Genomic DNA, 22,725 nt, shown 5'->3' on the forward strand with positions numbered 1-22,725 from the left:
CTTATTTGCCGCCGAGCGTCACAAACAGGGTCAAGAGCCCCAGCATGCCGATAATCATGGCGAACGCGTAGTGATAGATGTAACCGGATTGAAGGAAGCGGATCACACCGGCGAACCAGTTCATGAACCGCGCGCTGCCGTTGACGACGCCGTCGATGACGACCACATCGCCCTCTTTCCACAGGCCACGGCCGATCGCAACCGCGCCCTTTGCAAACACGACCTCGTTGATCTTGTCGCAGTAGTACTTGTTGTCGAGCAGCACATAGATCGGGCGGAACATGCGGGCAACCACTGCCGGCAGATCCGGGCGCTTCATGTAGAAGAACCATGCGACGATCACGCCCAGCGCCGCGAGCCACACCGGACCCGGGGTGATGATGCCGTGCAGCGCCATCGCGACCCAGCCGTGGAACTCTTCGGCCATTTCCTTCAGACCTTCGTGGTTCTCGGCGATGTAGATGACCTTGTCGAACACGACGCCGTGCGAGAAGAAGTCGCCGTAGATCATCGGACCGATCATGATCGCGCCGATGATGACCGACGGAATGGCGAGCAGCACGAGCGGCAGCGTCACGACCCAAGGCGTCTCATGCGGGACGTGCGGACCGTGGCCATGACCGTGGTCGTCGTGACCGTGAGAATCGTGCCCGTGGCCATGCGCTTCGGCGATGCCCATCGGCGACTCCGGATGCTTCGGACCGCGGAAACGCTCTTCACCGTGGAACACCATGAAGTACATGCGGAACGAGTACAGCGACGTGACGAACACGCTAGCCACCACCGCGAAGTACGCGAAGCCCGAACCCGCCAGATGGGAGTACTTCACGGCTTCGATGATCGAGTCCTTCGAGTAGAAACCCGCGAAGAACGGCGTGCCGATCAGCGCAAGCGAGCCGATCAGCGAAGTGATCCACGTGATCGGCATGTACTTGCGCAGGCCGCCCATGTTGCGCATGTCCTGATCGTGGTGCATGCCGATGATGACCGAGCCCGCGCCGAGGAACAGCAGTGCCTTGAAGAACGCGTGCGTGCCGAGGTGGAACACCGCCACCGGGTACGCCGAGACGCCGAGCGCCACGGTCATGTAACCGAGCTGCGAGAGCGTGGAGTAAGCGACCACACGCTTGATGTCGTTTTGCACGACGCCCAGGAAACCCATGAACAAGGCCGTGATCGCGCCGATGACCGTCACGAACGACAGCGCCGCATCCGAATGCTCGAACAGCGGCGACATGCGCGTCACCATGAAAATGCCGGCCGTCACCATGGTCGCCGCGTGAATCAGCGCGGAGATCGGCGTCGGGCCTTCCATCGAGTCCGGCAGCCAGACGTGCAGCGGGAACTGCGCCGACTTGCCCATCGCGCCGATGAACAGGCAGATGCAGGCAACCGTCAGCAAGCCCCAGTGCGTGCCGGGAAAGGACATCGCCGCGAGCTTGTCGCCTTGCGCAAAGACGTCGCCATAGTTCAGCGAACCGGCGAACGCGAGCAGCAGGCCGATGCCCAGCAGGAAGCCGAAGTCACCCACGCGGTTCACGATGAACGCCTTCATGTTGGCGTAGATTGCGCTCTCACGCGTGAAGTAGAAGCCGATCAGCAGATACGACACGAGACCCACCGCTTCCCAGCCGAAGAACAGCTGCAGGAAGTTGTTGCTCATGACGAGCATCAGCATCGAGAACGTGAACAGCGAGATGTACGAGAAGAAGCGCTCGTAGCCGACTTCCTCGTCCGCCATGTAGCCGATCGTGTAGATGTGCACCATTAGCGAGACGAAGGTCACGATGACCATCATCATGGCCGTGAGCGAGTCGACCAGGAAGCCGACTTCCATCTTGAGCGCGCCGACGTTCATCCATTCGTAGATGGTCGCGTTGAAGCTCGCGCCATGCAGAACGTCGGTGAAGACGATCGCCGAGAGAATGAACGAGATGAAGACGCCGAGAATGGTGACGCTATGCGCGCCCTTGCGCCCTACCCATTTCGCGAACAGCCCTGCGATCAGCGAGCCGGCAAGCGGCGCCAGCGGAACCGCGAGCAGGAGGTTTTCATTGAGTGTCGTGGACATAACAGCCTAGCCTGAAATTAACCTTTGAGCTGATCGAGGTCCTCGACGTTGATCGTGTCGAGGCTACGGAACAGGGTCACGAGAATCGCGAGACCGATCGCGGCTTCAGCCGCGGCCACGGTCAGCACGAAGAACACGAAGATCTGGCCGTGCACGTCGCCCAGATAGTGTGAGAACGCGACAAAATTGGTGTTCACCGCGAGCAGCATCAATTCGATGGCCATCAGGATGATGATGACGTTGCGGCGGTTCAGGAAGATGCCGACGATGCTGATCGCAAACAGGATCGCACCGAGCACGAGGTAGTGGGCAAGACTCAACATTTCTATTTATCTCCTTCCGCTCAGCCCTTGTTGTCCACCGTGCCCGCGCCGATGTTGCCGGTCACCGCGGGTTCCGTGGAGGCGTCGGGCGCCTGGGTTTCGGCCTGCATCTTCACGAGGCGCACGCGGTCTTCACGGCGCACCTTGACCTGCTGGCTGACGGTTTGCGTCTTCTTGTCCTTCTTGTCGCGGATCGTGAGCGAGATCGCCGCGATGATCGCGACCAGCAGCACGAGGCCCGCGATTTCGAACGCGAAGATGTAGTCCGTGTAGATGACCTTGCCGATGAGTTGCGTGTTCGGCATCAGCGCCGCGCCCGAGACGCCCGCACCGGCCGTTGCGTCGCGCAGCGGCGTAGTGGTCGCGCCGTAGCCGTGCCACAGGATCAGCGCCGTTTCGATCACGATGATCGCGCCGACGATGCTCGCGAGCGGCACGAAGCGCTTGAAATCCTTGCGCAGGACATCAATGTTGATGTCGAGCATCATGACCACGAACAGGAACAGCACCATGACGGCGCCCACGTACACGAGAACCAGCAGAATCGCGAGGAATTCGGCTTGCAGCAGCATCCAGATCGCGGCCGCGTTGAAGAACGAGAGCACGAGGAAGAGCGCGGATGACACCGGATTGCGCGAAGTGATCACCTTCAGCGCCGACACGGTCAGCAGCAGCGCGAAGATATAGAACAGTACGGTTGTGAATTCCATGATTACCGGTTCATCGTTAGGCCATCATCAGGCATGGTGTGTCGGCGCTCGTGGCGTGCTCGTCCTTCAAACGGGCAGAAGCTCGCCGCGGCGCGCGCCGCAGTGTGCCAAACAGCAACAACAAAGTCGATTGAACGCGATGCCGAAACGCGTGGCTCGCGCATCGAACGCAAATCAACGATAAGGCGCGTCCGCCGCCTTCGACGCGGCGATCTCGTTCTCGTAACGATCGCCCACCGCCAGCAGCATGTCCTTCGTGAAGTACAGATCGCCGCGCTTTTCGCCGTGATATTCGAGGATGTGCGTCTCGACGATCGAATCGACCGGGCAGCTCTCTTCGCAGAAACCGCAGAAGATGCACTTGGTCAGGTCGATGTCGTAACGCGTCGTGCGACGGGTGTTGTCCGCGCGCGTTTCCGATTCGATCGTGATTGCCATCGCCGGGCAGACCGCCTCGCACAGCTTGCAGGCGATACAGCGTTCTTCACCGTTCTCGTAACGGCGCAGCGCGTGCAGGCCACGGAAACGCGGCGAGATCGGCGTCTTTTCTTCAGGGAACTGCACCGTGATCTTGCGCTGGAACGTGTACTTACCCGTCAGTGCGAGACCCTTCAGCAGTTCGGTCAGGAAGAAGGTCTTAAAGAAGTTCTGAATTGCATTCATGATGATTTCGTCCGCTCTAGTCTCTTACTTCCAGATATTGAGCGGCGACATGATCCAGAAACCGACCACGACCACCCAGATCACCGACACCGGCAGGAACACCTTCCAGCCCAGACGCATGATCTGGTCGTAGCGGTAACGCGGGAACGTCGCGCGCGCCCAGATGAAGACCGACAGCAGCAGGAAAACCTTGAAGACGAACCAGAATACGCCCGGAATGAACGACAGGAAGCCGAACGGCGCATCCCAGCCGCCGAGGAACAGCGTCGTCGCGATCGCCGAGATCACGATCATGTTGATGTACTCGGCCAGGAAGAACAGCGCGAACGCCATGCCCGAGTAATCGATCATGTGACCCGCGACGATTTCCGATTCGCCTTCCACCACGTCGAACGGGTGACGGTTCGTTTCGGCGATGCCCGAGATGAAGTACACGACGAACATCGGCAGCAGCGGCAGCCAGTTCCACGACAGGAAATTGACGCCCCAGCCCGCGAACATGCCGCGTTGCTGCGAGTGCACGATCTCCGACATGTTCAGCGAACCGGCGACCATCAGCACCACGACGAGCGCGAAGCCCATCGAGATTTCGTAGGACACCATCTGCGCGGCGGCGCGCATCGCGCCGAGGAACGCGTACTTCGAGTTCGACGCCCAGCCCGCGAGAATCACGCCGTACACGCCGATCGACGAGATCGCCATCGCGTACAAGAGACCCGCGTTGATGTTGCCGAGCACCGCCTGCGCCTGGAACGGAATCACCGCCCACACCGCGAACGCGGGCACCACGGTCATGATCGGCGCGATCATGTAGATCCACGGGCTCGCCGCCGTCGGCTGAATGACCTCTTTCAGCAGCAGCTTCAAGACGTCCGCGATAGGCTGCAACAGACCGGCCGGGCCGACGCGGTTCGGGCCGAGACGCACGTGCATCCAGCCGATGAGCTTGCGCTCCCACAGAATCAGGTACGCGACGCACAGGAGGATCACGACGGAAACCACCAGGATGCGGATCAGTGCCCACACCGTCGGCCATGCGACGCCCAGAAGCTGCGTGCCGCCTGCGTTGATCGTATCGAACAAGCCCATTTTTACGCCTTCTCCACTACCAGTTCACCGAACAGGCCGCCGAGTGCGGCGCCAGCCATCGTGCCCGCCGACACGCGGACCACCGATTCCGCGAGGTTCGCATCGCGGACCGCGGGCAACGTCACCGACAGATTGCCCTGGCGGATACGCACTGCTTCGCCGTCCTTCAGGCCAAGCTTGTCGAACAGTGCGGTCGGCAGACCTGCCACGTTCGCGTCGCGTGCGGCCGCCGTCAGATGCAGCGACGGCGCGCGGCGCACGAGTGCGTCGGCGTGGTAGATCGGCACGTCGGCGAGACGTTGCAGGCCGCCGCCGTTCAGCGCGATATTCGATGCAGCGCGCTTGGCCGCAACCGTCGTCTTGTTCGACAAGCGCGCGGTGAGGTCACCCGTGCCGAGCGCCGCGATACGCACTTCTTCGGCCGTGTCGAATTCGAAGCCCGGCAGGCCCAGGATCGTGCCCAGCACGCGCAGCACCTTCCAGCCCGGACGCGTGTCGCCCAGCGCGCGCACGACGCCGTTGAACGACTGAGCCGTGCCTTCCGCGTTGACGAACGTGCCCGACGTTTCCGTGAACGGAGCGATCGGCAGCAGCACGTCCGCGTAGTCCATGCCGTGCTTGAACGGCGACATCACGACGACCATTTCCGCAGCCTTCAGCGCGGCGATGGCCTGCGCCGGATTGGCCGTGTCGAATTCCGGCTCCGCGTTCAGCAGCACGTAACCCTTGCGCGGCTGCTCGAAGACTTCGCGTGCGTTGAGACCACCCTCGCCCGGCAGTGCGTCGACGAGATGCGCGCCAACCGAGTTCGCGCCTTCCGTGAGGAAGCCGAGCGCGGCGCCCGTATTGTCGGCGATCCACTGCGCGGTTGCCTGAATTTGCGCAAAGTCCGGATGCTGCACCGCGACGTTGCCGAGCAGCACGACGCGCGTTTCGCCCGCCGACAGCGATGCCGCGACGTCCTTCGCCGCAGCCGACACTTCGCGGCCCGCGAACGCGTCCGGCAGCGCGACGCCGCGCGCTTCGGCCACGGCCGCCGCGATGCCCGCGAGCTGATCGAGCCACGCCGACGGCGCCACGACCAGGCGATGCGCGGTCGGGATCAGCGAGTCGTCGTTGCTGGCGTTGAGGAAAGTGATCTTCGCGCCGTTCTTCGCGGCCTGACGCAGACGCGCGGCGAACAGCGGATGATCGCGGCGCAGGAACGAGCCGATCACGAACGCGGTGTCGATGCTCGACAGGTTCGCGATCTTCGTGCCGAGCCACGGCACACCGACGCCCACCGGCGCCGAGAAATCGTTCTGACGCAGACGGAAGTCGACGTTCGGCGTGCCGACGCCTTCAGCCAGCGTCTTCAGCAGATGCAGTTCCTCGATCGTGCTGTGCGGCGTGGCGAGCGCGGCGATGGCGTTCGCGCCATGATCCGCCTTGATGCCCTTCAGACCCTTCGCGACGTATTCGAGCGCGGTCTGCCAGTCGGTTTCGATCCAGTTGCCGCCTTGCTTGAGCATCGGCGCGGTGAGGCGCTCGTCGCTGTTCAGGCCTTCATAGGAGAAGCGGTCCTTGTCCGAGATCCAGCATTCGTTGATGGCTTCGTTCTCCATCGGCAGAACGCGCATCACGCGGTTGTTCTTCACCTGCACGACGAGGTTCGCGCCGACGGAATCGTGCGGGCTCACCGACTTGCGGCGCGACAGTTCCCACGTCCGCGCGCTATAGCGGAACGGCTTGCTCGTGAGCGCGCCGACCGGGCACAGGTCGATCATGTTGCCCGACAGTTCCGAGTCCACGGTCTTGCCGACGAACGACGTGATTTCCGAATGCTCGCCGCGGCCCAGCATGCCGAGCTCCATCACACCGGCCACTTCCTGGCCGAAGCGCACGCAGCGTGTGCAATGGATGCAGCGCGACATCTCTTCCATCGAGATGAGCGGACCGACGTTCTTGTGGAACACGACGCGCTTTTCTTCGTTATAGCGCGACTGGGACTTGCCGTAACCGACGGCCAGATCCTGCAACTGGCACTCGCCGCCCTGATCGCAGATCGGGCAATCGAGCGGGTGGTTGATCAGCAGGAATTCCATCACCGACTGCTGGGCCTTTACGGCCTTGTCGGAAGTCGTACGCACGATCATGCCGTTCGACACGGGCGTGGCGCACGCAGGAACGGCCTTCGGCATCTTTTCGATTTCGACGAGGCACATCCGGCAGTTCGCCGCGATCGACAGCTTCTTGTGATAGCAGAAGTGAGGGATATACGTATCGACCTTGTGCGCAGCCTGGATCACCATGCTGCCTTCAGGCACCTCGACCGTCTTGCCGTCAATTTCTAGTTCAACCATGATGGATAAAGATCCTCAACCCTTCTCTCGAGCCTTGTCGCGCATCTGACTGCGCGCCTGATTACGCGGTAAGCGCTTCGGACGGCGCATGATGCGCGTGCCCGCCAACGAGACAGTGCTTGTGCTCGACGTGATATTCGAATTCGTCCCAGAAGTGCTTGAGCATGCCGCGCACGGGCATCGCCGCCGCATCGCCGAGCGCGCAGATCGTACGTCCCATGATGTTCTCGGCGACCGAGTTCAGCAGGTCCAGATCTTCCTTGCGGCCGAGGCCGTGCTCGATGCGATGCACCACGCGATACAGCCAGCCCGTGCCCTCACGGCACGGCGTGCATTGACCGCACGACTCTTCATAGTAGAAGTACGACAGGCGCAACAGCGAGCGCACCATGCAGCGCGTTTCGTTCATCACGATCACCGCGCCCGAACCCAGCATCGAGCCCGCCTTCGCGATCGAATCGTAGTCCATGTCCGTTGCCAGCATCATGTCGCCCGGCACGACCGGCGCGGACGAACCGCCCGGAATCACCGCCTTGACCTTTTCGCCGCGCACGCCGCCGGCGAGTTCCATCAGCGTTGAGAACGGCGTACCGAGCGGAATCTCGTAGTTGCCCGGACGATTCACGTCGCCCGACACGGAGAAGATCTTCGTGCCGCCGTTATTCGGCTTGCCGAGCTCGAGATAATTCTGCGGGCCGATTTCCAGCAGGAACGGCACGGCTGCGAACGTCTCGGTGTTGTTGATGGTGGTCGGCTTGCCGTACACGCCGAAGCTCGCCGGGAACGGCGGCTTGAAGCGCGGCTGACCCTTCTTGCCTTCGAGCGATTCAAGCAGCGCGGTTTCTTCGCCGCAGATGTACGCGCCGTAACCATGATGCGCGTAAAGCTCGAACGAGAAGCCTGAGCCCAGGATGTTCGCGCCGAGATAGCCGGCTTTGCGCGCTTCTTCGAGCGCGGCCTCGAACACACGATAGACCTCGAAAATCTCGCCGTGAATGTAGTTATAGCCGACGGTGATGCCCATCGCGTATGCGCCGATGGCCATGCCTTCGATCAGCGCATGCGGGTTCCAGCGCAGGATGTCGCGATCCTTGAACGTGCCCGGCTCGCCCTCGTCCGAGTTGCAGACGAGATACTTCTGCCCCGGGAACTGACGCGGCATGAAGCTCCACTTGAGGCCGGTCGGGAAGCCCGCGCCGCCACGGCCGCGCAGACCCGACGCCTTGACGTCGGCGATCACCTGCTCGGGCGAAATCTTCTCTTCGAGAATGCGGCGCAGCTGCTTGTAGCCGCCGCGCGCGACGTAATCTTCGAGATGCCAGTTCTCGCCGTTGAGGCCAGCGAGGATCAGCGGCTTGATGTGACGATCGTGGAGTGACGTCATTTCGAAAGTTCCTCGAGCAACTGGTCGATCTTCTCGCGACTCATGAAGCTGCACATGCGATGGTTGTTCACGAGCATCACGGGTGCGTCGCCGCACGCGCCGAAGCACTCGCCTTCCTTCAACGTGAACTTGCCGTCCGCCGTGGTCTCGCCGAAATCGATACCCAGCTTCTGCTTCAAATATTGCGCGGCGCTGTCCGAACCACCGTCCGGACCGAGCTGGCAAGGCAGGTTCGTGCAGAGCGTGATCTTGTGCTTGCCGACCGGCTTGAGCTCGTACATCGTGTAGAACGTAGCGACTTCCTGCACCGCGACGGGCGGCATGCTCAGATAATCGGCCACGAACTGCATGATTTCGGGCGAGAGCCAACCATGCTCTTCCTGAGCGACAGCGAGCGCCGCCATCACCGCCGATTGCTTTTGCTCGGCGGGATACTTTGCGACCGCGCGATCGATTTCTTTCAGGCCTTCAGCTGAGATCATTTTCAGACACGACTCTTTCAATTCCTACCGAACGAAAACCTGCCGCTTTGGGTTACGGCAGACCTGGCGTTCCTGCGGGTTCCTGTTATTGCACTCGCGTTTTCGCGCTTGGCGGCCCGATGACGGGCCATGCAGCGGGCGATGAGATCAGCGATCGATCTCGCCGAACACGATGTCTTGCGTACCGATGATCGTCACAGCGTCGGCGATCATGTGGCCTCGCGCCATTTCATCGAGCGCCGCGAGGTGCGCATAGCCCGGCGCGCGAATCTTCAAGCGATACGGCTTGTTCGCGCCGTCCGAAATCAGATAGATGCCGAACTCGCCCTTCGGATGCTCGACCGCCGCGTACGTCTCGCCTTCCGGCACGTGGAAGCCTTCCGTGAAGAGCTTGAAGTGGTGAATCAGCTCTTCCATGTTGCTCTTCATGCCGACGCGCGACGGCGGCGCAACCTTGTGATTATCAACCATCACAGGGCCAGGATTCTTGCGCAGCCACGCAATGCACTGTTGGGCGATGTGCGTCGACTGGCGCATCTCTTCCACGCGCACCAGATAACGATCGTAGCAATCGCCGTTCACGCCGACGGGGATGTCGAAATCGAGCTGGTCATACACTTCGTATGGCTGCTTCTTGCGCAAATCCCACTCGATACCCGAGCCGCGCAGCATCGCGCCGGAAAGGCCCATTTGCAACGCGCGCTCCGGGCTCACCACGCCGATGCCCACGAGACGCTGCTTCCAGATGCGGTTGTCGGTGAGCAGCGTTTCGTACTCGTCGACACACTTCGGGAAGCGATTGAAGAAGTCCTCGATGAAGTCGAGCAGCGAACCCTGACGGTTCTCGTTCATCCTGTCGAGCGCCTTCGCATTGCGGATCTTCGATGCCTTGTATTGCGGCATCGCGTCCGGCAGATCGCGATAGACACCGCCCGGACGATAGTACGCCGCGTGCATGCGCGCGCCGGACACCGCCTCGTAGACGTCCATCAGGTCTTCGCGCTCGCGAAACGCGTAGAGGAACACCGCCATCGCGCCGACGTCGAGCGCGTGCGAGCCGATCCACATCAGGTGGTTCAGCACGCGCGTGATTTCATCGAACAGCACGCGGATGTACTTCGCGCGGATCGGCACATCGATGCCGAGCAGCTTTTCGATCGCGAGCACATAGCCGTGCTCGTTGACCATCATCGACACGTAGTCGAGACGGTCCATGTACGGCACGGACTGCAGGAAGGTCTTGGTTTCGGCCAGCTTCTCGGTCGCGCGATGCAGCAGACCGATATGCGGGTCGGCACGCTGAATGACTTCGCCGTCGAGTTCCAGCACGAGGCGCAGCACGCCGTGCGCTGCCGGGTGCTGCGGGCCGAAGTTCAGCGTGTAGTTCTTGATCTCTGCCATGGCGTTCTCTTAATGTTTCAGACCGCCATAGCGATCTTCGCGAATCACGCGCGGCGTGATCTCGCGCGGTTCGATCGTCACAGGCTGATACACGACGCGCTTCTCTTCCGGGTCGTAGCGCATTTCAACGTAGCCGGAGATCGGGAAGTCCTTGCGGAACGGATGGCCGATGAAGCCATAGTCCGTGAGAATGCGGCGCAGGTCGGGATGGCCTTCGAACACGATGCCGTAGAGGTCGAACGCTTCACGCTCGTACCAATTTGCCGACGACCAGATATCGACCACCGAAGGCACGATGGGCACTTCGTCGTCCGGTGCGAACACGCGCACGCGCACGCGCCAGTTGTGGGTGATCGAGAGAAGATGACTCACGGCCGCAAAACGCGGACCGTCGTAGGCGCCGTCGCCGTAGGTCGAATAATCGACGCCGGAAAGATCCATGAGCTGCTCGAAGCGCAGCGACGGGTCATCGCGCAGCTGCTTGCAGACATCCAGATAATTCGCCGCCTTGACGACGACCGTCACTTGCCCAAGCGATTCCGTAACACTCTGGAGACGGTCGCCAAACGCCGTCTCGAGCTTCGCTTTGAGGGTCTCGAGTTTGCTTGCCATAGTTGGGGAGGCTCTGGCCCTTACTGACGGGCGATGGTGTTGGTGCGGCGAATCTTCGCCTGCAACTGGATCACGCCGTAGACGAGGGCCTCGGCGGTCGGGGGACAACCGGGCACGTACACATCGACCGGCACGATACGGTCGCAACCGCGCACGACGGAATACGAATAGTGGTAGTAGCCGCCGCCGTTCGCGCATGAGCCCATGGAAATGACCCAGCGCGGCTCGGCCATCTGGTCGTACACCTTACGAAGCGCGGGCGCCATCTTGTTGCACAACGTGCCGGCGACGATCATGACGTCGGACTGGCGCGGGCTCGGGCGGAACACCACGCCGAAACGATCCAGGTCGTAACGGGCAGCGCCCGCGTGCATCATCTCGACCGCGCAGCACGCGAGACCGAACGTCATCGGCCACAGGGAGCCGGTGCGCGTCCAGTTGATGAGCTTGTCAGCCGTGGTGGTGACAAAGCCTTCCTTCAAGACCCCTTCGATACTCATTTGTTTTCCACTCCAGATGGGCAGCCAGCCAAAGCCGCCCATGAATCCGGTGATCTAACTGTCATTCCCAGTCGAGTCCGCCCTTTCTCCAGATGTAGGCGAAGCCAAGCAAAAATTCGAGCAGAAAAATCATCATCGCGATGAAGCCCGGCCAGCCGATATCGCGCAGGGAAACACCCCACGGAAACAGGAACGCCGTTTCAAGGTCGAAAATGATGAAAAGAATCGCGACGAGATAGTAACGCACATCGAACTTCATACGCGCGTCTTCGAAAGCCTCGAAGCCGCACTCGTACGGCGCGTTCTTTTCGGTGTCGGGCTTGTTGGGACCGAGGATCTTGCCAATGCTGACCAACGCTATACCTAAACCAAGGCCCACCACAAGAAACAAGAAGACGGGGTAATAGGGTGCGAGGTTCAAGGCTATCCTCAGATCGGTAGATGTGGTCTGTGTTTGATTAGGACCTTCAGCCGGGACGGACCACCCGGCGGGAGAATTCACTTGGGACCGCTCACGATATCAGCACACTGTGACAACCGCTTTGACGTTGCCGATGCCGCCGTGAAAACGTAAGGGTACTCCAGAAGTGACAATGCCAGCCGAAGCGAAGCAAGCGGCTGGCATTGGATAACTTTGGTGCCGACGGCGAGACTCGAACTCGCACAGCTTTCGCCACTACCCCCTCAAGATAGCGTGTCTACCAATTTCACCACGTCGGCACTGTACTGCAATCCGGGAAAACTACTTCTAAATTGCCGCGAATCGCTTCAAGACTTGAATTATAACTGGGCCCTACGAATTGTTCAACGCACAAAATGCAAATTTGGCGAAAAAATTGTTCCCGCGTTATTTGGGCACATCCGCGCCCGGAGCCGACGATGCAACCGGCGCCGAAGCCGGCGCGGAAGCAGAAGCGCCCGCGGCCGGAGCCGATGCAGGCGTGGGCATCGCGCCACCGAGAACGCCGGCCGATGCTTGCGGCTTGTAGCTGCCGAGATAGGTCAGCGCCAACGTCGTGATGAAGAAGATCGCAGCCAGGACTGCTGTCGTGCGCGACAGGAAGTTGGCCGATCCCGTTGCGCCGAACAGACTCCCCGACGCCCCGCTGCCGAATGCGGCGCCCATATCCGCGCCCTTGCCGTGCTGCAGCAGCACGAGCCCGATGACGCCCAACGCCGACAACAACTGGACGACGATAATCAATGTCTTCAAATACAGCATTTCAACTCACCTGATTCCTGATGTTTCCGCGACACCTTTGTGTGTCGCGATGTGCTTTTGTCGCCTGCCGTCTCCGCTCGCCGTGTGCCGCTCAATGCAACATCACGGTTTGCGCAGCCCGGCAGATCGCCAGAAAATCCTTCGACTTCAGCGACGCGCCGCCGATCAGCCCGCCGTCGATGTCCTTTTGCCCGAACAACTCTTCCGCATTTTCGGGCTTGACGCTGCCGCCATACAGAAGCGGCACGTTCGCAACCGATGCCCCCTTGGCTTGGAGCTTGCCACGCAGGAATGCATGAACGTCCTGCGCCTGCCCCGGCCGCGCGGTCTTGCCCGTGCCGATCGCCCAGACCGGTTCGTAGGCGACCACGATACTCGCAGCCTGCTCTTCCGTCAGCACGTTCAATACGGCTTCGAGCTGCGTGCCGATGATCTGCTCCGTCTTGCCCGCCTCGCGCTCCTCGAGCGACTCGCCAACACAGACGATCGGCGTGAGCCCTGCTTCGAGCGCACGCTGTGCTTTTGTCGCGACGAGCTCCGGACTTTCGCGATGATACGCGCGTCGCTCCGAATGTCCGACGATTGCATATGTCACGCCGAAATCCGCCGCCATTTCCGCCGCGACTTCTCCGGTGTACGCGCCGCCGGTATGCGCCGACACGTCCTGAATGCCCCACTTCACCACCGAGCCGCTCAACAGCGCCTGCGACTGCGCCAGATACGGACACGGCACGCACACACCCACGTGCACGCTCTTCTGCAAAGCCGATGCCCCCGCGGCGACTTCGATAAGCAGGGTCGCGTTGTCATGGATGCGACCGTGCATCTTCCAGTTGCCCACCACCAGTTTCGCTCGTTCTCTGGACATATGTCTCGTCAGTCGGCGGCGGCCTGCCGCATGCTCGTGATCAGCCGCCCGTTATAGAAATGGACCTGCTAAGAACCGCAAACTGCTTGCAAAACAGGCGATTTTACTGTGTTCCGATGAAACCGGTCAAACCGTCAAAAGCGAAACGCGACGCGCGACGCCACAATCCGCAGGAAATTTCACGCACCCTCGTTCCAGTCCAGCACGATTTTGCCGACGTGCGTGCTGCTCTCCATGAGCGCATGCGCGGCGGCCGCTTCCTGCGCCGGGAAGACCTCGTGGATCACCGGTTTGATGCGCCCCGCCTCGATTTCCGGCCAGACGCGCTCCTTCAGTTTCGCCGCGAGCTTCGCCTTGAACGCGACGGGGCGCGGACGCAAGGTCGAACCGGTGATGACCAGGCGCCGCCGCAGCACGTCGTTCAGATTGATCTCCGCCTTCGCGCCGCCGAGCAGCGCGATCACGCAGATGCGCCCACCGTCGGCCAGCGCCTTGAGTTCGCGCTGCAGATAGTCGCCCGCGACCATGTCGAGGATCACGTCGACGCCGCGATCATTGGTCAGCGACTTCACCACTTCGACGAAATCCTCCGTCTTGTAGTTGATCGCGCGCTCCGCGCCTAGCGCTTCACACGCGCGGCATTTTTCATCGGTGCCGGCGGTGGCGAAGACGCGATAGCCGAGCGCCTTCGCGATCTGGATCGCCGTCACGCCGATACCGCTCGATCCGCCCTGCACGAGGAGCGTCTCTTCGTCGCCGTTCTCGCCCGCGCCCAATTGGCCGCGCTCGAACACGTTGCTCCACACCGTGAAGAAGGTTTCGGGCAGCGACGCGGCTTCGATATCCGACAAACCCTTCGGCACCGGCAGACATTGTTCGAGCGGCGCCACTGCGTATTCCGCATAGCCGCCGCCCGCGAGCAGCGCGCACACGCGATCGCTTTTTTTCAGACCGAAAGGGTTGTGCTTGGGATCGAAATCGCCATCGACGATTTCGCCGGCTACTTCCAGCCCCGGCAGATCCGATGCGCCCGGCGGCGGCGCATAGGCGCCCTTGCGCTGGAACACATCCGGGCGGTTCACGCCCGAGGCCGCCACCTTGATGAGGACCTCGCACTTGCCCGGCGCGGGAGTCGGGCGTTCGCCAAGTTTCAGGACTTCGGGTGCGCCAAACTCAGTGATTTCGATGGCCTTCATATCCTCTCCATGAATTCGCGTGGGCAAGCATTACGACCTGATCCAGTCTCGTGGATCCGAACCGGATGGCAGTGCGTGCGCTCGAAGCGATCGGCGCTCCACACTGCCATCGGGTCCGATGACGCGTCGGACAATGCATAGCGTCCGACGCGTCATACATGAAAACGGCCGGCTCGCTAAAGCGGCCGGCCGTCTACACATTAACGCATTACTGCTGCGGTTGCGTGGGTTCCGCCTGCTGCGCGCCTTCGTTCAGCAGCGCCTTCGCCGACAGACGCACGCGACCCTTTTCGTCCGTCTGGATGACCTTGACCTTCACGATCTGGCCTTCCTTCAGATAGTCGTTGATGTCCTTCACGCGCTCGTTGACGATCTCCGAGATATGCAGGAGACCGTCCTTGCCCGGCAGGATGTTCACGATCGCGCCGAAGTCGAGCAGCTTGAGCACCGGGCCTTCGTAGACCTGGCCCACTTCCACTTCAGCCGTGATGTTCTCGATGCGCTTCTTCGCGTCGGCCATGCCTTCGGCGCTGGTGCTCGCGATCGTCACGACGCCGTCGTCCGAAATGTCGATGGTCGTGCCGGTCTCTTCCGTCAGCGCGCGAATCACCGAACCGCCCTTGCCGATCACGTCGCGGATCTTTTCCGGATTGATCTTGATGGTGATCATGCGCGGCGCGTAGTCCGACAGTTCCGTGTTCGTGTGCGGAACAGCGGCGGTCATCTTGCCGAGGATGTGCATGCGGCCTTCCTTCGCCTGCGCAAGCGCGACCTGCATGATTTCCTTCGTGATGCCCTGGATCTTGATGTCCATCTGCAGCGCCGTGACGCCTTGCGACGTGCCGGCCACCTTGAAGTCCATGTCGCCCAGGTGATCTTCGTCGCCGAGGATGTCGGTCAGAACCGCGAACTTGTTGCCTTCGAGGATCAGGCCCATCGCGATGCCCGCGACGTGCGCCTTCATCGGCACGCCGGCGTCCATCAGTGCGAGGCAGCCGCCGCACACCGATGCCATCGACGACGAACCGTTCGACTCGGTGATTTCCGACACGACGCGGATCGAGTAGCCGAACTCCTCGGCGCTCGGCAGGCACGCGACCAGCGCGCGCTTGGCCAGACGGCCGTGGCCGATTTCACGACGCTTGGGCGAGCCGACGCGGCCGGTTTCGCCCGTCGCGAACGGCGGCATGTTGTAGTGGAGCATGAAGCGCTCGCGGTATTCGCCTTCGAGCGCGTCGATGTTCTGCTCGTCGCCCTTCGTGCCGAGCGTCGCGACGACCAGCGCCTGCGTCTCGCCGCGCGTGAACAGCGCGGAACCGTGGGTACGCGGCAACACGCCCGTGCGGATTTCGATCGGACGAACCGTGCGCGTGTCGCGGCCGTCGATACGCGGCTCGCCGTTCAGGATCTGCGTGCGGACGATCTTCGCTTCGATGTCGAACAGCACGTTGCCGACGGTCGCCTTGTCGGCGGCGACCGTGCCGCTCGCGGCGGCGTCTTCTTCGAGCTTCGCCGACGCCGCTGCGTACACTTCCTTAAGCTTGGCCGAACGCGCCGACTTGTTGCGCAACTGGTAAGCGGCTTCGAGTTCCGGCTTGGCGATTTCGGTCACGCGCGCGATCAGCGCTTCGTTCTTCGGCGCCGGCTGCCAGTCCCATTCGGGCTTGCCGCCTTCGCGCACGAGCTCATGGATCGCGTCGATGGCCGTCTGCATCTGATCGTGGCCGAACACGACCGCGCCGAGCATCACTTCTTCGGAAAGCTGCTGCGCTTCCGACTCGACCATCAGCACCGCGCGTTCCGTACCGGCGACGACCAGATCCAGCGCCGATTCCTTCATCTGCGGACGCGTCGGGTTCAGCACGTACTCGTTGTTGATGTAGGCGACGCGCGCAGCGCCCACCGGACCATTGAACGGCAGACCCGACACGGCCAATGCGGCCGACGCGCCGATCAGCGCGGGAATGTCAGCCGGGATTTCCGGGTTGAGCGACAGGACGTGGATCACGACCTGCACTTCGTTATAGAAGCCTTCCGGGAAGAGCGGACGCAGCGGACGATCGATCAGACGCGAAATCAGCGTTTCGCCTTCCGACGGACGACCTTCGCGGCGGAAGAAGCCGCCCGGAATCTTGCCGGCGGCATAGGTCTTTTCGAGGTAATCGACGGTCAGGGGGAAAAAGTCCTGACCGGGCTTCGCGGTCTTTGCGCCGACGACGGTCGCGAGCACGACGGTATCTTCAATATCGACGATCACCGCGCCGCTCGCCTGACGAGCGATTTCACCCGTTTCCAGGCGGACGTTGTGTTGTCCCCACTTAAATTCTTTGACGATTTTATTGAACATTGCGGCTCCTTACGTTGCGCCGCGCCGCTCGATGAATGTTGCTGGCCAATCGAGACGGCGCTGACTTTGGGCGGTCGCGGGCCACGCTTGAGAGGTGTGTTATTTATGCCATTCCAGCGCGCCGCGCGAACGATGCACGCACCGCGCTGGAATGACACAAAGCTCTGCCGCGAGGCCGGACCGGGTGTCGAACCGGATGACTTATCCGGGTAAATCCATGAACTGCTGAAAACCAGCTACGATGTGCCGAGCGCCGAAAACGCGATCGGGCACCACTTCGCGACCAGAACGTACAAAAACAAAGTGCCTGCATCAGCGAACTGACACAGGCACTTCTTTAGAACGTTGGCCGCGAAGCCACGTTACGCGCCACTTACTTGCGCAGACCCAGCTTCTCGATCAGCGAGCGATAACGATCTGCGTCCTTGCCCTTCAGGTAGTCGAGCAGCTTGCGACGGCGGCTCACCATGCGCAGCAGGCCGCGGCGGCTATGGTGATCCTTCGAGTGCGACTTGAAGTGGACGGTCAGTTCGTTGATGCGGCTCGTGAGCAGTGCAACTTGCACTTCGGGGGAGCCGGTGTCGTTGGCGCCGCGGGCGTATTCTGCGACGATGTCGGACTTCTTGATTTCTGCTACGGACATTTGCTTTTCCTTTGATACAGACAGGCGGTCACGGAAGAAAGGCCGTGCCGTGGGTTTTCCAGTTCACATTTCGCCTCGATTATTCCGTTGGATCAATCCGCCGGCGCAACCGAAAACGAAGCGGTGATTATAGCACACACCCAGCTGACTAAGATACCGCCTACCGCGTCGGACGCGTCATGCGGCAAGTCGTCGGCGGGACGGTCTTGTCGGCGGGAACGGCGAGCAAGGTCCGAAAGCCGAAGCCCGAGCCTTCGTTGTCGAACTTCACGCCTGGCGCGCCCGCGCGGTCCATCTCTATTACGTAAAGGGGCTGGATCGTCTGATGATCGCCGGCGCGCACGCTCATCGCGTGGAAGCGCTCGCCGTCGAACTTCATGCCTTCCAGCGTCCGCGCCACCGCGAGCGGGTCCGCGCTGCCCGCGCGCGTCATCGCGGCGGCGAGCATTTCGACCATCAGCGGCATGCGCGCGACCAGATAGTCGTCGGCGGGAGCCGGATAGCGCGCGCGAAACGCTTGATAGTAGGCGTCGGACGCCGCGCCGCCCGCGTTGGGGTGCCAGTCCGCGACGGCGATCACGCGCTTCACGCCCGCATCGCCCAGCGCGGCCGGTGCACCCAGGCTATTGCCGTAGAACGTGTAGAACTTCGTGTCGAGCCCCTGCTCGCGCGCCGCCTTCACGAGCAACGTCAGATCGTTGCCCCAGTTTCCCGTGATGACCGCATCCGCCCCGCTCGCCCGGATTTTCGCGATGTAAGGGGCGAAATCCTTCACGCGGCCGATCGGATGAAACTCGTCGCCCGCGATCACGACGTCCGGCCGCCTTTCCTTGAGCGCGCGTTGCGCCTCGCGGCTCACGTCGTGGCCGAAGCTGTAATCCTGATTCAGCAGATAGACCTTTTTTACCGCGCGATCGGCCTTGAGCGCGTCGGCAAGCGCGTCCATGCGCATGCCGGCATGCGCGTCGAAGCGGAAGTGCCAGAAGCTGCACGCGTCGTTGGTGAGTGCGGGATCGTCGGCCGAATAGTTCAGGAACACCACGCGATGATCCGGCTCGCGCGCGTTCTGCTTGTCGATGGCCGCCACGAGCGCCGCCGCCGCCGCCGAGCTGTTGCCCTGCATGACGAAGCCGATTTTCTCGTCGATCGCCGCGCGCAGTTGCACGAGACTCGCCTCGCTGCTGCCTTTGCCGTCGAGCACGACGAGCTGCAGCGGATGCACGCCGTCCGCGAGCTTCACGCCGCCTTGCGCATTCACGCGCTCGACGCCGAAGCGCAGATTGCGCTCGACCATCGCGCCGGCGTTCGCGAACGGACCGGACATGCCTTCGATCAGCGCCAGTTTCACGGGCGGAAGATCGGCTGCGTGGGCCGCCATCGAAAACACGCAGCACGCCAATGCCGTCAAACGCAGCCATCGCGCCGCGCGCGCGCCGATTCCTTTGCTCATGAAAAATTCCTGCCAGTCCGATGGAAGCGCGGATCATAGGCCGCGCGCCGCCGCGGACGCAAGTGGCCATTGACGACACTTCGGAGCGAATGCCGCAGCGTATCGGAGAATGATTTATCCGCCGTGCGTGTCAAAATCACAGGAAACATCGAATAACGATCCTCGCTATCGCGAGAAATCAGCAAGTGGAGGCCTGCATGCCGCATCAACTCACATCCCTGCGCGCGATGCTCGCGTGCGCGGGCGCCGCGCTTCTGCTGTGCGCCTGCGCGCAGCCGTGGCAGAACTATCAAGCAGGCGCCGATGTATCGACGATCACCGCGCGCCTCGGACCGCCGCTCGAAGTCTACGATCTGCCCAACGGCGGCAAGCGCCTGATGTGGCCGACCCAGCCGCTCGGCGAAACCACCACCGCCGCGGACATCGACGCCGCCGGAAAAATCGTCAACGTGCGCCAGGTGCTCGAAGAGAACGAGCTCTATAAGGCGCAGATCGGCACCTGGACGAAGAAGGACGTGTTGGTCAACTTCGGCCGGCCGGTCGAAACTTCATATTTCCCGTTGATGAAGCGCGAAGTCTGGACCTATCGCTACATGGAAGCGAACATCTGGTATCTGATGTACAACTTCTATTTCGACGATCAGGGCATCCTTCGCATGACGCAGAAGACGCCCGATCCGCTCCACGATCCCGATCGGCGCAACCTTTTCTGATCCGAAAGCGCCGTGCATGAAAAAAACCCTCTCGCGAGGGCTTTTTTCTTCGTTCGAGGCGCCGGTCAAAGCTGCGGATTCAGCTTCTCGACCTTCGAATGCAGCTTGTTCAGCGCAGCGATGTACGCCTTGGCCGACGCCGCGACGATATCCGGGTCCGTGCCCACGCCGTTCACGATACGCCCGCTCTTCGACAGACGCACCGTCACCTCGCCCTGCGCCTGCGTGCCGGTCGTGATCGCGTTGACCGAGTACAGCACCAGTTCCGCGCCGCTTTCCACCTTCGATTCGATCGCGTGCAACGTCGCATCGACCGGGCCGTTACCGCCCGCCTCGCCCGTGACTTCGGTGCCTTCGACCGCGAACACGACCTTCGCCTGCGGCTGTTCGCCGGTCTCCGAATGCTGCTTCATCGACACGAAGCGGAAGTGCTCCTTCGCCTGCGCTTCGGCGGACTCCTCGGAGACGATCTGCATGATGTCTTCGTCGAAGATTTCGGCCTTGCGGTCGGCGAGATCCTTGAAGCGCGCGAAGGCGGCGTTCACGTCGGCTTCGGATTCGAGCGTCACGCCCAGTTCTTCGAGACGCTGCTTGAACGCGTTGCGGCCCGACAGCTTGCCGAGCACGATCTTGTTCGCGCTCCAGCCCACGTCTTCCGCGCGCATGATCTCGTAGGTGTCGCGCGCCTTCAGCACGCCGTCCTGGTGGATGCCCGATGCGTGCGCAAAGGCGTTCGCGCCGACCACCGCCTTGTTCGGCTGCACGACGAAGCCGGTGATCTGCGACACGAGCTTGGAAGTCGGCACGATCTGCGACGTGTCGATGCCGAGATCGAGTCCGAAGTAATCCTTGCGCGTCTTCACCGACATCACGATCTCTTCGAGCGAAGTATTGCCCGCACGCTCGCCCAGACCGTTGATCGTGCATTCGACCTGCCGCGCACCGCCGATCTGCACGCCCGCGAGCGAGTTCGCCACCGCCATGCCGAGATCGTCGTGACAATGCACGGACCAGATCGCCTTGTCGGAGTTGGGCACGCGCTCGCGCAGCGTCTTGACGAGATTGCCGTAGAGTTCCGGCACGCCATAGCCGACCGTATCGGCGATATTGATGGTACGCGCGCCTTCGTCGATCACCGCTTCGAGCACGCGGCACAGATAGTCGATGTCCGAGCGGCTGCCGTCTTCCGGCGAGAACTCGACGTCATCGGTGAACTTGCGCGCGAAGCGCACGGCGAGGCGCGCCTGGTCGTAGACCTGCTCCGGCGTCATGCGCAGCTTCTTCTCCATGTGCAGCGCCGAAGTGGCGATGAAAGTGTGGATGCGGAACTGGCCGGCGGGCTTCAGCGCGTCGGCGGCGCGCTGAATGTCCTTGTCGTTGGCGCGCGCGAGCGAGCAGACCGTGCTGTCTTTCACAAGCGAGGCGATCGTTTGGATCGCGTCGAAATCGCCATTCGAACTGGCAGCGAAGCCCGCTTCGATCACGTCGACTTTCATGCGCTCCAGTTGCTTCGCGATGCGGATTTTCTCTTCCTTCGTCATCGACGCGCCGGGGGACTGCTCGCCATCACGCAAGGTGGTGTCGAAAATGATCAACTTGTCTGCTGCCATGTTGGGCTCCAGTGGGGAGATTTATCGATTGTTGGAAATTTCGAGGCCGAAATAACGATAAGGCAAAAGGGAATTCGGGTGTTCGCGCCACCGCTGGCGTCGAAAACCTGAGAGACGAGCAGACGGGAGGCGAGACGAATCAGCGCGGTAGGCGCGCTAGTAGCGATAGTGCGCGTAGCAGCGCACCAGCCGGGAACAGCGAGAAGGGGAGCGGAGAAAAATTCATTCGAAAACTATAGCGGCTTTCGAATGCGCGTGCAATCAGGCTTTCCTGGGTTTTCCGATAGAGGCGATTGACTTGCATTCGCCACATTCGCGCGTAGGTCGGACGCAGAAATGCAAAAAGCCCGCGTCCCGAGGGAGGCAGGCTTTTCGTTCGGAACCGCTTGCGTTCAGTAACCGCCGATCGAAGCGCTCACGCGCTGACGTAGATCCGAGTTGTCGTTGAACTGCGCGTTCTCGATCCGGCGCGCGCCAGTGAAACGCTTTTCCCAGTAGCCGTCTTCCATGTCGTCGACGCGGATCGTGCTGCCGGTGGACGGCGAATGCACGAACTTGTTGTCGCCGATATAGATGCCGACGTGCGAGAACGAGCGGCGCATCGTGTTGAAGAACACGAGGTCGCCCGGCTTCAGTTCACTCACGGCGACCTTCTCGCCGACGCGGCTCATTTCCTCGGCGCGGCGCGGCAAGGTCATGCCGAGCGTGTCTTGGAAAACGTAGCGCACGAAGCCGCTGCAATCGAGGCCCGAGTCGGGGGAATTGCCACCCCAGCGATAACGCACGCCGATCATGTTGAGCGCGCCGACGACCACGTCGCCCGCCTTGCTCGCCACGCCCGACAGAAACGACTTCGCGCCGCCCGTATTGCTGGCGGCGTCTGCGTTCGCGGCATCACTGGATCTGGAGGAAAAAATGCCGCTGTTAGCATTTTGGCTGCTACTGCTGACTTCGTCGGCGAACGCGCCGGAAGTTGTTGTCATCAGGAGGCCGATTAACATGCCCGCGGCTGCGCGCGCGCATGTCTGAGTCAACGTTAGTGGCTGCATCGGTCGGTAGGTTTTACAATTAAAGACTGAAAAATCAGGGAGATACGTGA

The 22,725-nt window shown here is 61.7% G+C and carries 21 protein-coding genes and 1 tRNA gene; 1 reads left to right on the forward strand and 21 read right to left on the reverse strand.

The genetic code is table 11. The features are described 5' to 3' along the window. Position 1: 1 nt before the first annotated feature. From nuoL to AWB79_RS14395, 19 genes are all read right to left on the reverse strand, one after another. Positions 2-2,071 carry an NADH-quinone oxidoreductase subunit L gene (gene nuoL, locus AWB79_RS14305; protein WP_061168090.1) on the reverse strand — a complete coding sequence of 690 codons (2,070 nt, stop codon included), beginning with the start codon at positions 2,069-2,071 and terminating at the stop codon, positions 2-4. Positions 2,072-2,088: 17 nt separating this feature from the next. After that, positions 2,089-2,394 carry an NADH-quinone oxidoreductase subunit NuoK gene (nuoK, locus tag AWB79_RS14310; protein WP_007588140.1) on the reverse strand — a complete coding sequence of 102 codons (306 nt, stop codon included), beginning with the start codon at positions 2,392-2,394 and terminating at the stop codon, positions 2,089-2,091. A 20-nt stretch (positions 2,395-2,414) separates the two neighbouring features. Continuing rightward, positions 2,415-3,104 carry an NADH-quinone oxidoreductase subunit J gene (locus tag AWB79_RS14315; protein ID WP_061168091.1) on the reverse strand — a complete coding sequence of 230 codons (690 nt, stop codon included), beginning with the start codon at positions 3,102-3,104 and terminating at the stop codon, positions 2,415-2,417. Positions 3,105-3,278: 174 nt separating this feature from the next. Beyond that, positions 3,279-3,767 carry an NADH-quinone oxidoreductase subunit NuoI gene (gene nuoI, locus AWB79_RS14320; protein WP_061168092.1) on the reverse strand — a complete coding sequence of 163 codons (489 nt, stop codon included), beginning with the start codon at positions 3,765-3,767 and terminating at the stop codon, positions 3,279-3,281. Between the two features lie 24 nt (positions 3,768-3,791). After that, complete coding sequence (nuoH, locus tag AWB79_RS14325; protein ID WP_061168093.1) at positions 3,792-4,856, reverse strand: NADH-quinone oxidoreductase subunit NuoH; 1,065 nt, start codon at positions 4,854-4,856, stop codon at positions 3,792-3,794. 2 nt (positions 4,857-4,858) lie between these two features. Then, entirely contained in the window at positions 4,859-7,198 is a 2,340-nt protein-coding gene (gene nuoG / locus AWB79_RS14330) for an NADH-quinone oxidoreductase subunit NuoG (protein WP_061168094.1), read from the reverse strand. A 61-nt stretch (positions 7,199-7,259) separates the two neighbouring features. Further along, positions 7,260-8,582 (reverse strand): NADH-quinone oxidoreductase subunit NuoF, encoded by a 1,323-nt coding sequence (gene nuoF / locus AWB79_RS14335; RefSeq protein ID WP_061168095.1) that lies wholly within the window; start codon positions 8,580-8,582, stop codon positions 7,260-7,262. Next, on the reverse strand, positions 8,579-9,064 hold the full coding sequence (nuoE, locus tag AWB79_RS14340; RefSeq protein ID WP_061168096.1) for an NADH-quinone oxidoreductase subunit NuoE: 486 nt from the start codon (positions 9,062-9,064) through the stop codon (positions 8,579-8,581). Before nuoE ends, nuoF begins: the two co-directional genes overlap by 4 nt. Positions 9,065-9,211: 147 nt before the next feature. Continuing rightward, complete coding sequence (locus AWB79_RS14345; RefSeq protein WP_061168097.1) at positions 9,212-10,465, reverse strand: NADH-quinone oxidoreductase subunit D; 1,254 nt, start codon at positions 10,463-10,465, stop codon at positions 9,212-9,214. Positions 10,466-10,474: 9 nt separating this feature from the next. Beyond that, a complete protein-coding gene (locus tag AWB79_RS14350; protein WP_061168098.1) occupies positions 10,475-11,077 on the reverse strand; it encodes an NADH-quinone oxidoreductase subunit C in 603 nt (200 codons plus the stop codon). 20 nt (positions 11,078-11,097) lie between these two features. Next, positions 11,098-11,577, reverse strand: coding sequence for a NuoB/complex I 20 kDa subunit family protein (locus AWB79_RS14355; protein ID WP_006052903.1), 480 nt, complete (start codon positions 11,575-11,577; stop codon positions 11,098-11,100). A 61-nt stretch (positions 11,578-11,638) separates the two neighbouring features. Continuing rightward, entirely contained in the window at positions 11,639-11,998 is a 360-nt protein-coding gene (locus AWB79_RS14360) for an NADH-quinone oxidoreductase subunit A (RefSeq protein WP_041730499.1), read from the reverse strand. A gap of 214 nt (positions 11,999-12,212) precedes the next feature. Further along, a tRNA-Leu gene (locus AWB79_RS14365) sits at positions 12,213-12,297 on the reverse strand. A gap of 127 nt (positions 12,298-12,424) precedes the next feature. Further along, the gene (secG, locus tag AWB79_RS14370; protein ID WP_061168099.1) at positions 12,425-12,799 is read right to left on the reverse strand and encodes a preprotein translocase subunit SecG; all 375 of its coding nucleotides are present in this window, start codon (positions 12,797-12,799) and stop codon (positions 12,425-12,427) included. A gap of 91 nt (positions 12,800-12,890) precedes the next feature. Beyond that, a complete protein-coding gene (tpiA, locus tag AWB79_RS14375; protein ID WP_061168100.1) occupies positions 12,891-13,667 on the reverse strand; it encodes a triose-phosphate isomerase in 777 nt (258 codons plus the stop codon). A gap of 179 nt (positions 13,668-13,846) precedes the next feature. Then, the gene (locus AWB79_RS14380) at positions 13,847-14,863 is read right to left on the reverse strand and encodes an NAD(P)H-quinone oxidoreductase (RefSeq protein ID WP_061168101.1); all 1,017 of its coding nucleotides are present in this window, start codon (positions 14,861-14,863) and stop codon (positions 13,847-13,849) included. Between the two features lie 208 nt (positions 14,864-15,071). Further along, entirely contained in the window at positions 15,072-17,210 is a 2,139-nt protein-coding gene (gene pnp, locus AWB79_RS14385) for a polyribonucleotide nucleotidyltransferase (RefSeq protein WP_061168102.1), read from the reverse strand. A 373-nt stretch (positions 17,211-17,583) separates the two neighbouring features. Continuing rightward, positions 17,584-17,853 (reverse strand): 30S ribosomal protein S15, encoded by a 270-nt coding sequence (rpsO, locus tag AWB79_RS14390; protein ID WP_008341789.1) that lies wholly within the window; start codon positions 17,851-17,853, stop codon positions 17,584-17,586. 160 nt (positions 17,854-18,013) lie between these two features. Further along, positions 18,014-19,303, reverse strand: coding sequence for a branched-chain amino acid ABC transporter substrate-binding protein (locus AWB79_RS14395; RefSeq protein ID WP_096031540.1), 1,290 nt, complete (start codon positions 19,301-19,303; stop codon positions 18,014-18,016). A gap of 197 nt (positions 19,304-19,500) precedes the next feature. Between AWB79_RS14395 and AWB79_RS14400 the strand changes: the two genes are divergently transcribed. Then, positions 19,501-20,016 (forward strand): hypothetical protein, encoded by a 516-nt coding sequence (locus AWB79_RS14400; protein ID WP_061168103.1) that lies wholly within the window; start codon positions 19,501-19,503, stop codon positions 20,014-20,016. Positions 20,017-20,081: 65 nt separating this feature from the next. Here AWB79_RS14400 and AWB79_RS14405 read toward each other — a convergent pair whose 3' ends face one another. Next, positions 20,082-21,626: a 2-isopropylmalate synthase gene (locus AWB79_RS14405; protein WP_061168104.1), complete on the reverse strand. Its 1,545-nt coding sequence runs from the start codon at positions 21,624-21,626 to the stop codon at positions 20,082-20,084. A gap of 392 nt (positions 21,627-22,018) precedes the next feature. Then, on the reverse strand, positions 22,019-22,675 hold the full coding sequence (locus AWB79_RS14410) for a C40 family peptidase (protein ID WP_061168105.1): 657 nt from the start codon (positions 22,673-22,675) through the stop codon (positions 22,019-22,021). Positions 22,676-22,725 lie beyond the last annotated feature (50 nt).

The sequence above is a fragment of the Caballeronia hypogeia genome (assembly GCF_001544875.2).
In the GTDB taxonomy this organism is placed as follows: Bacteria; Pseudomonadota; Gammaproteobacteria; order Burkholderiales; family Burkholderiaceae; genus Caballeronia; species Caballeronia hypogeia.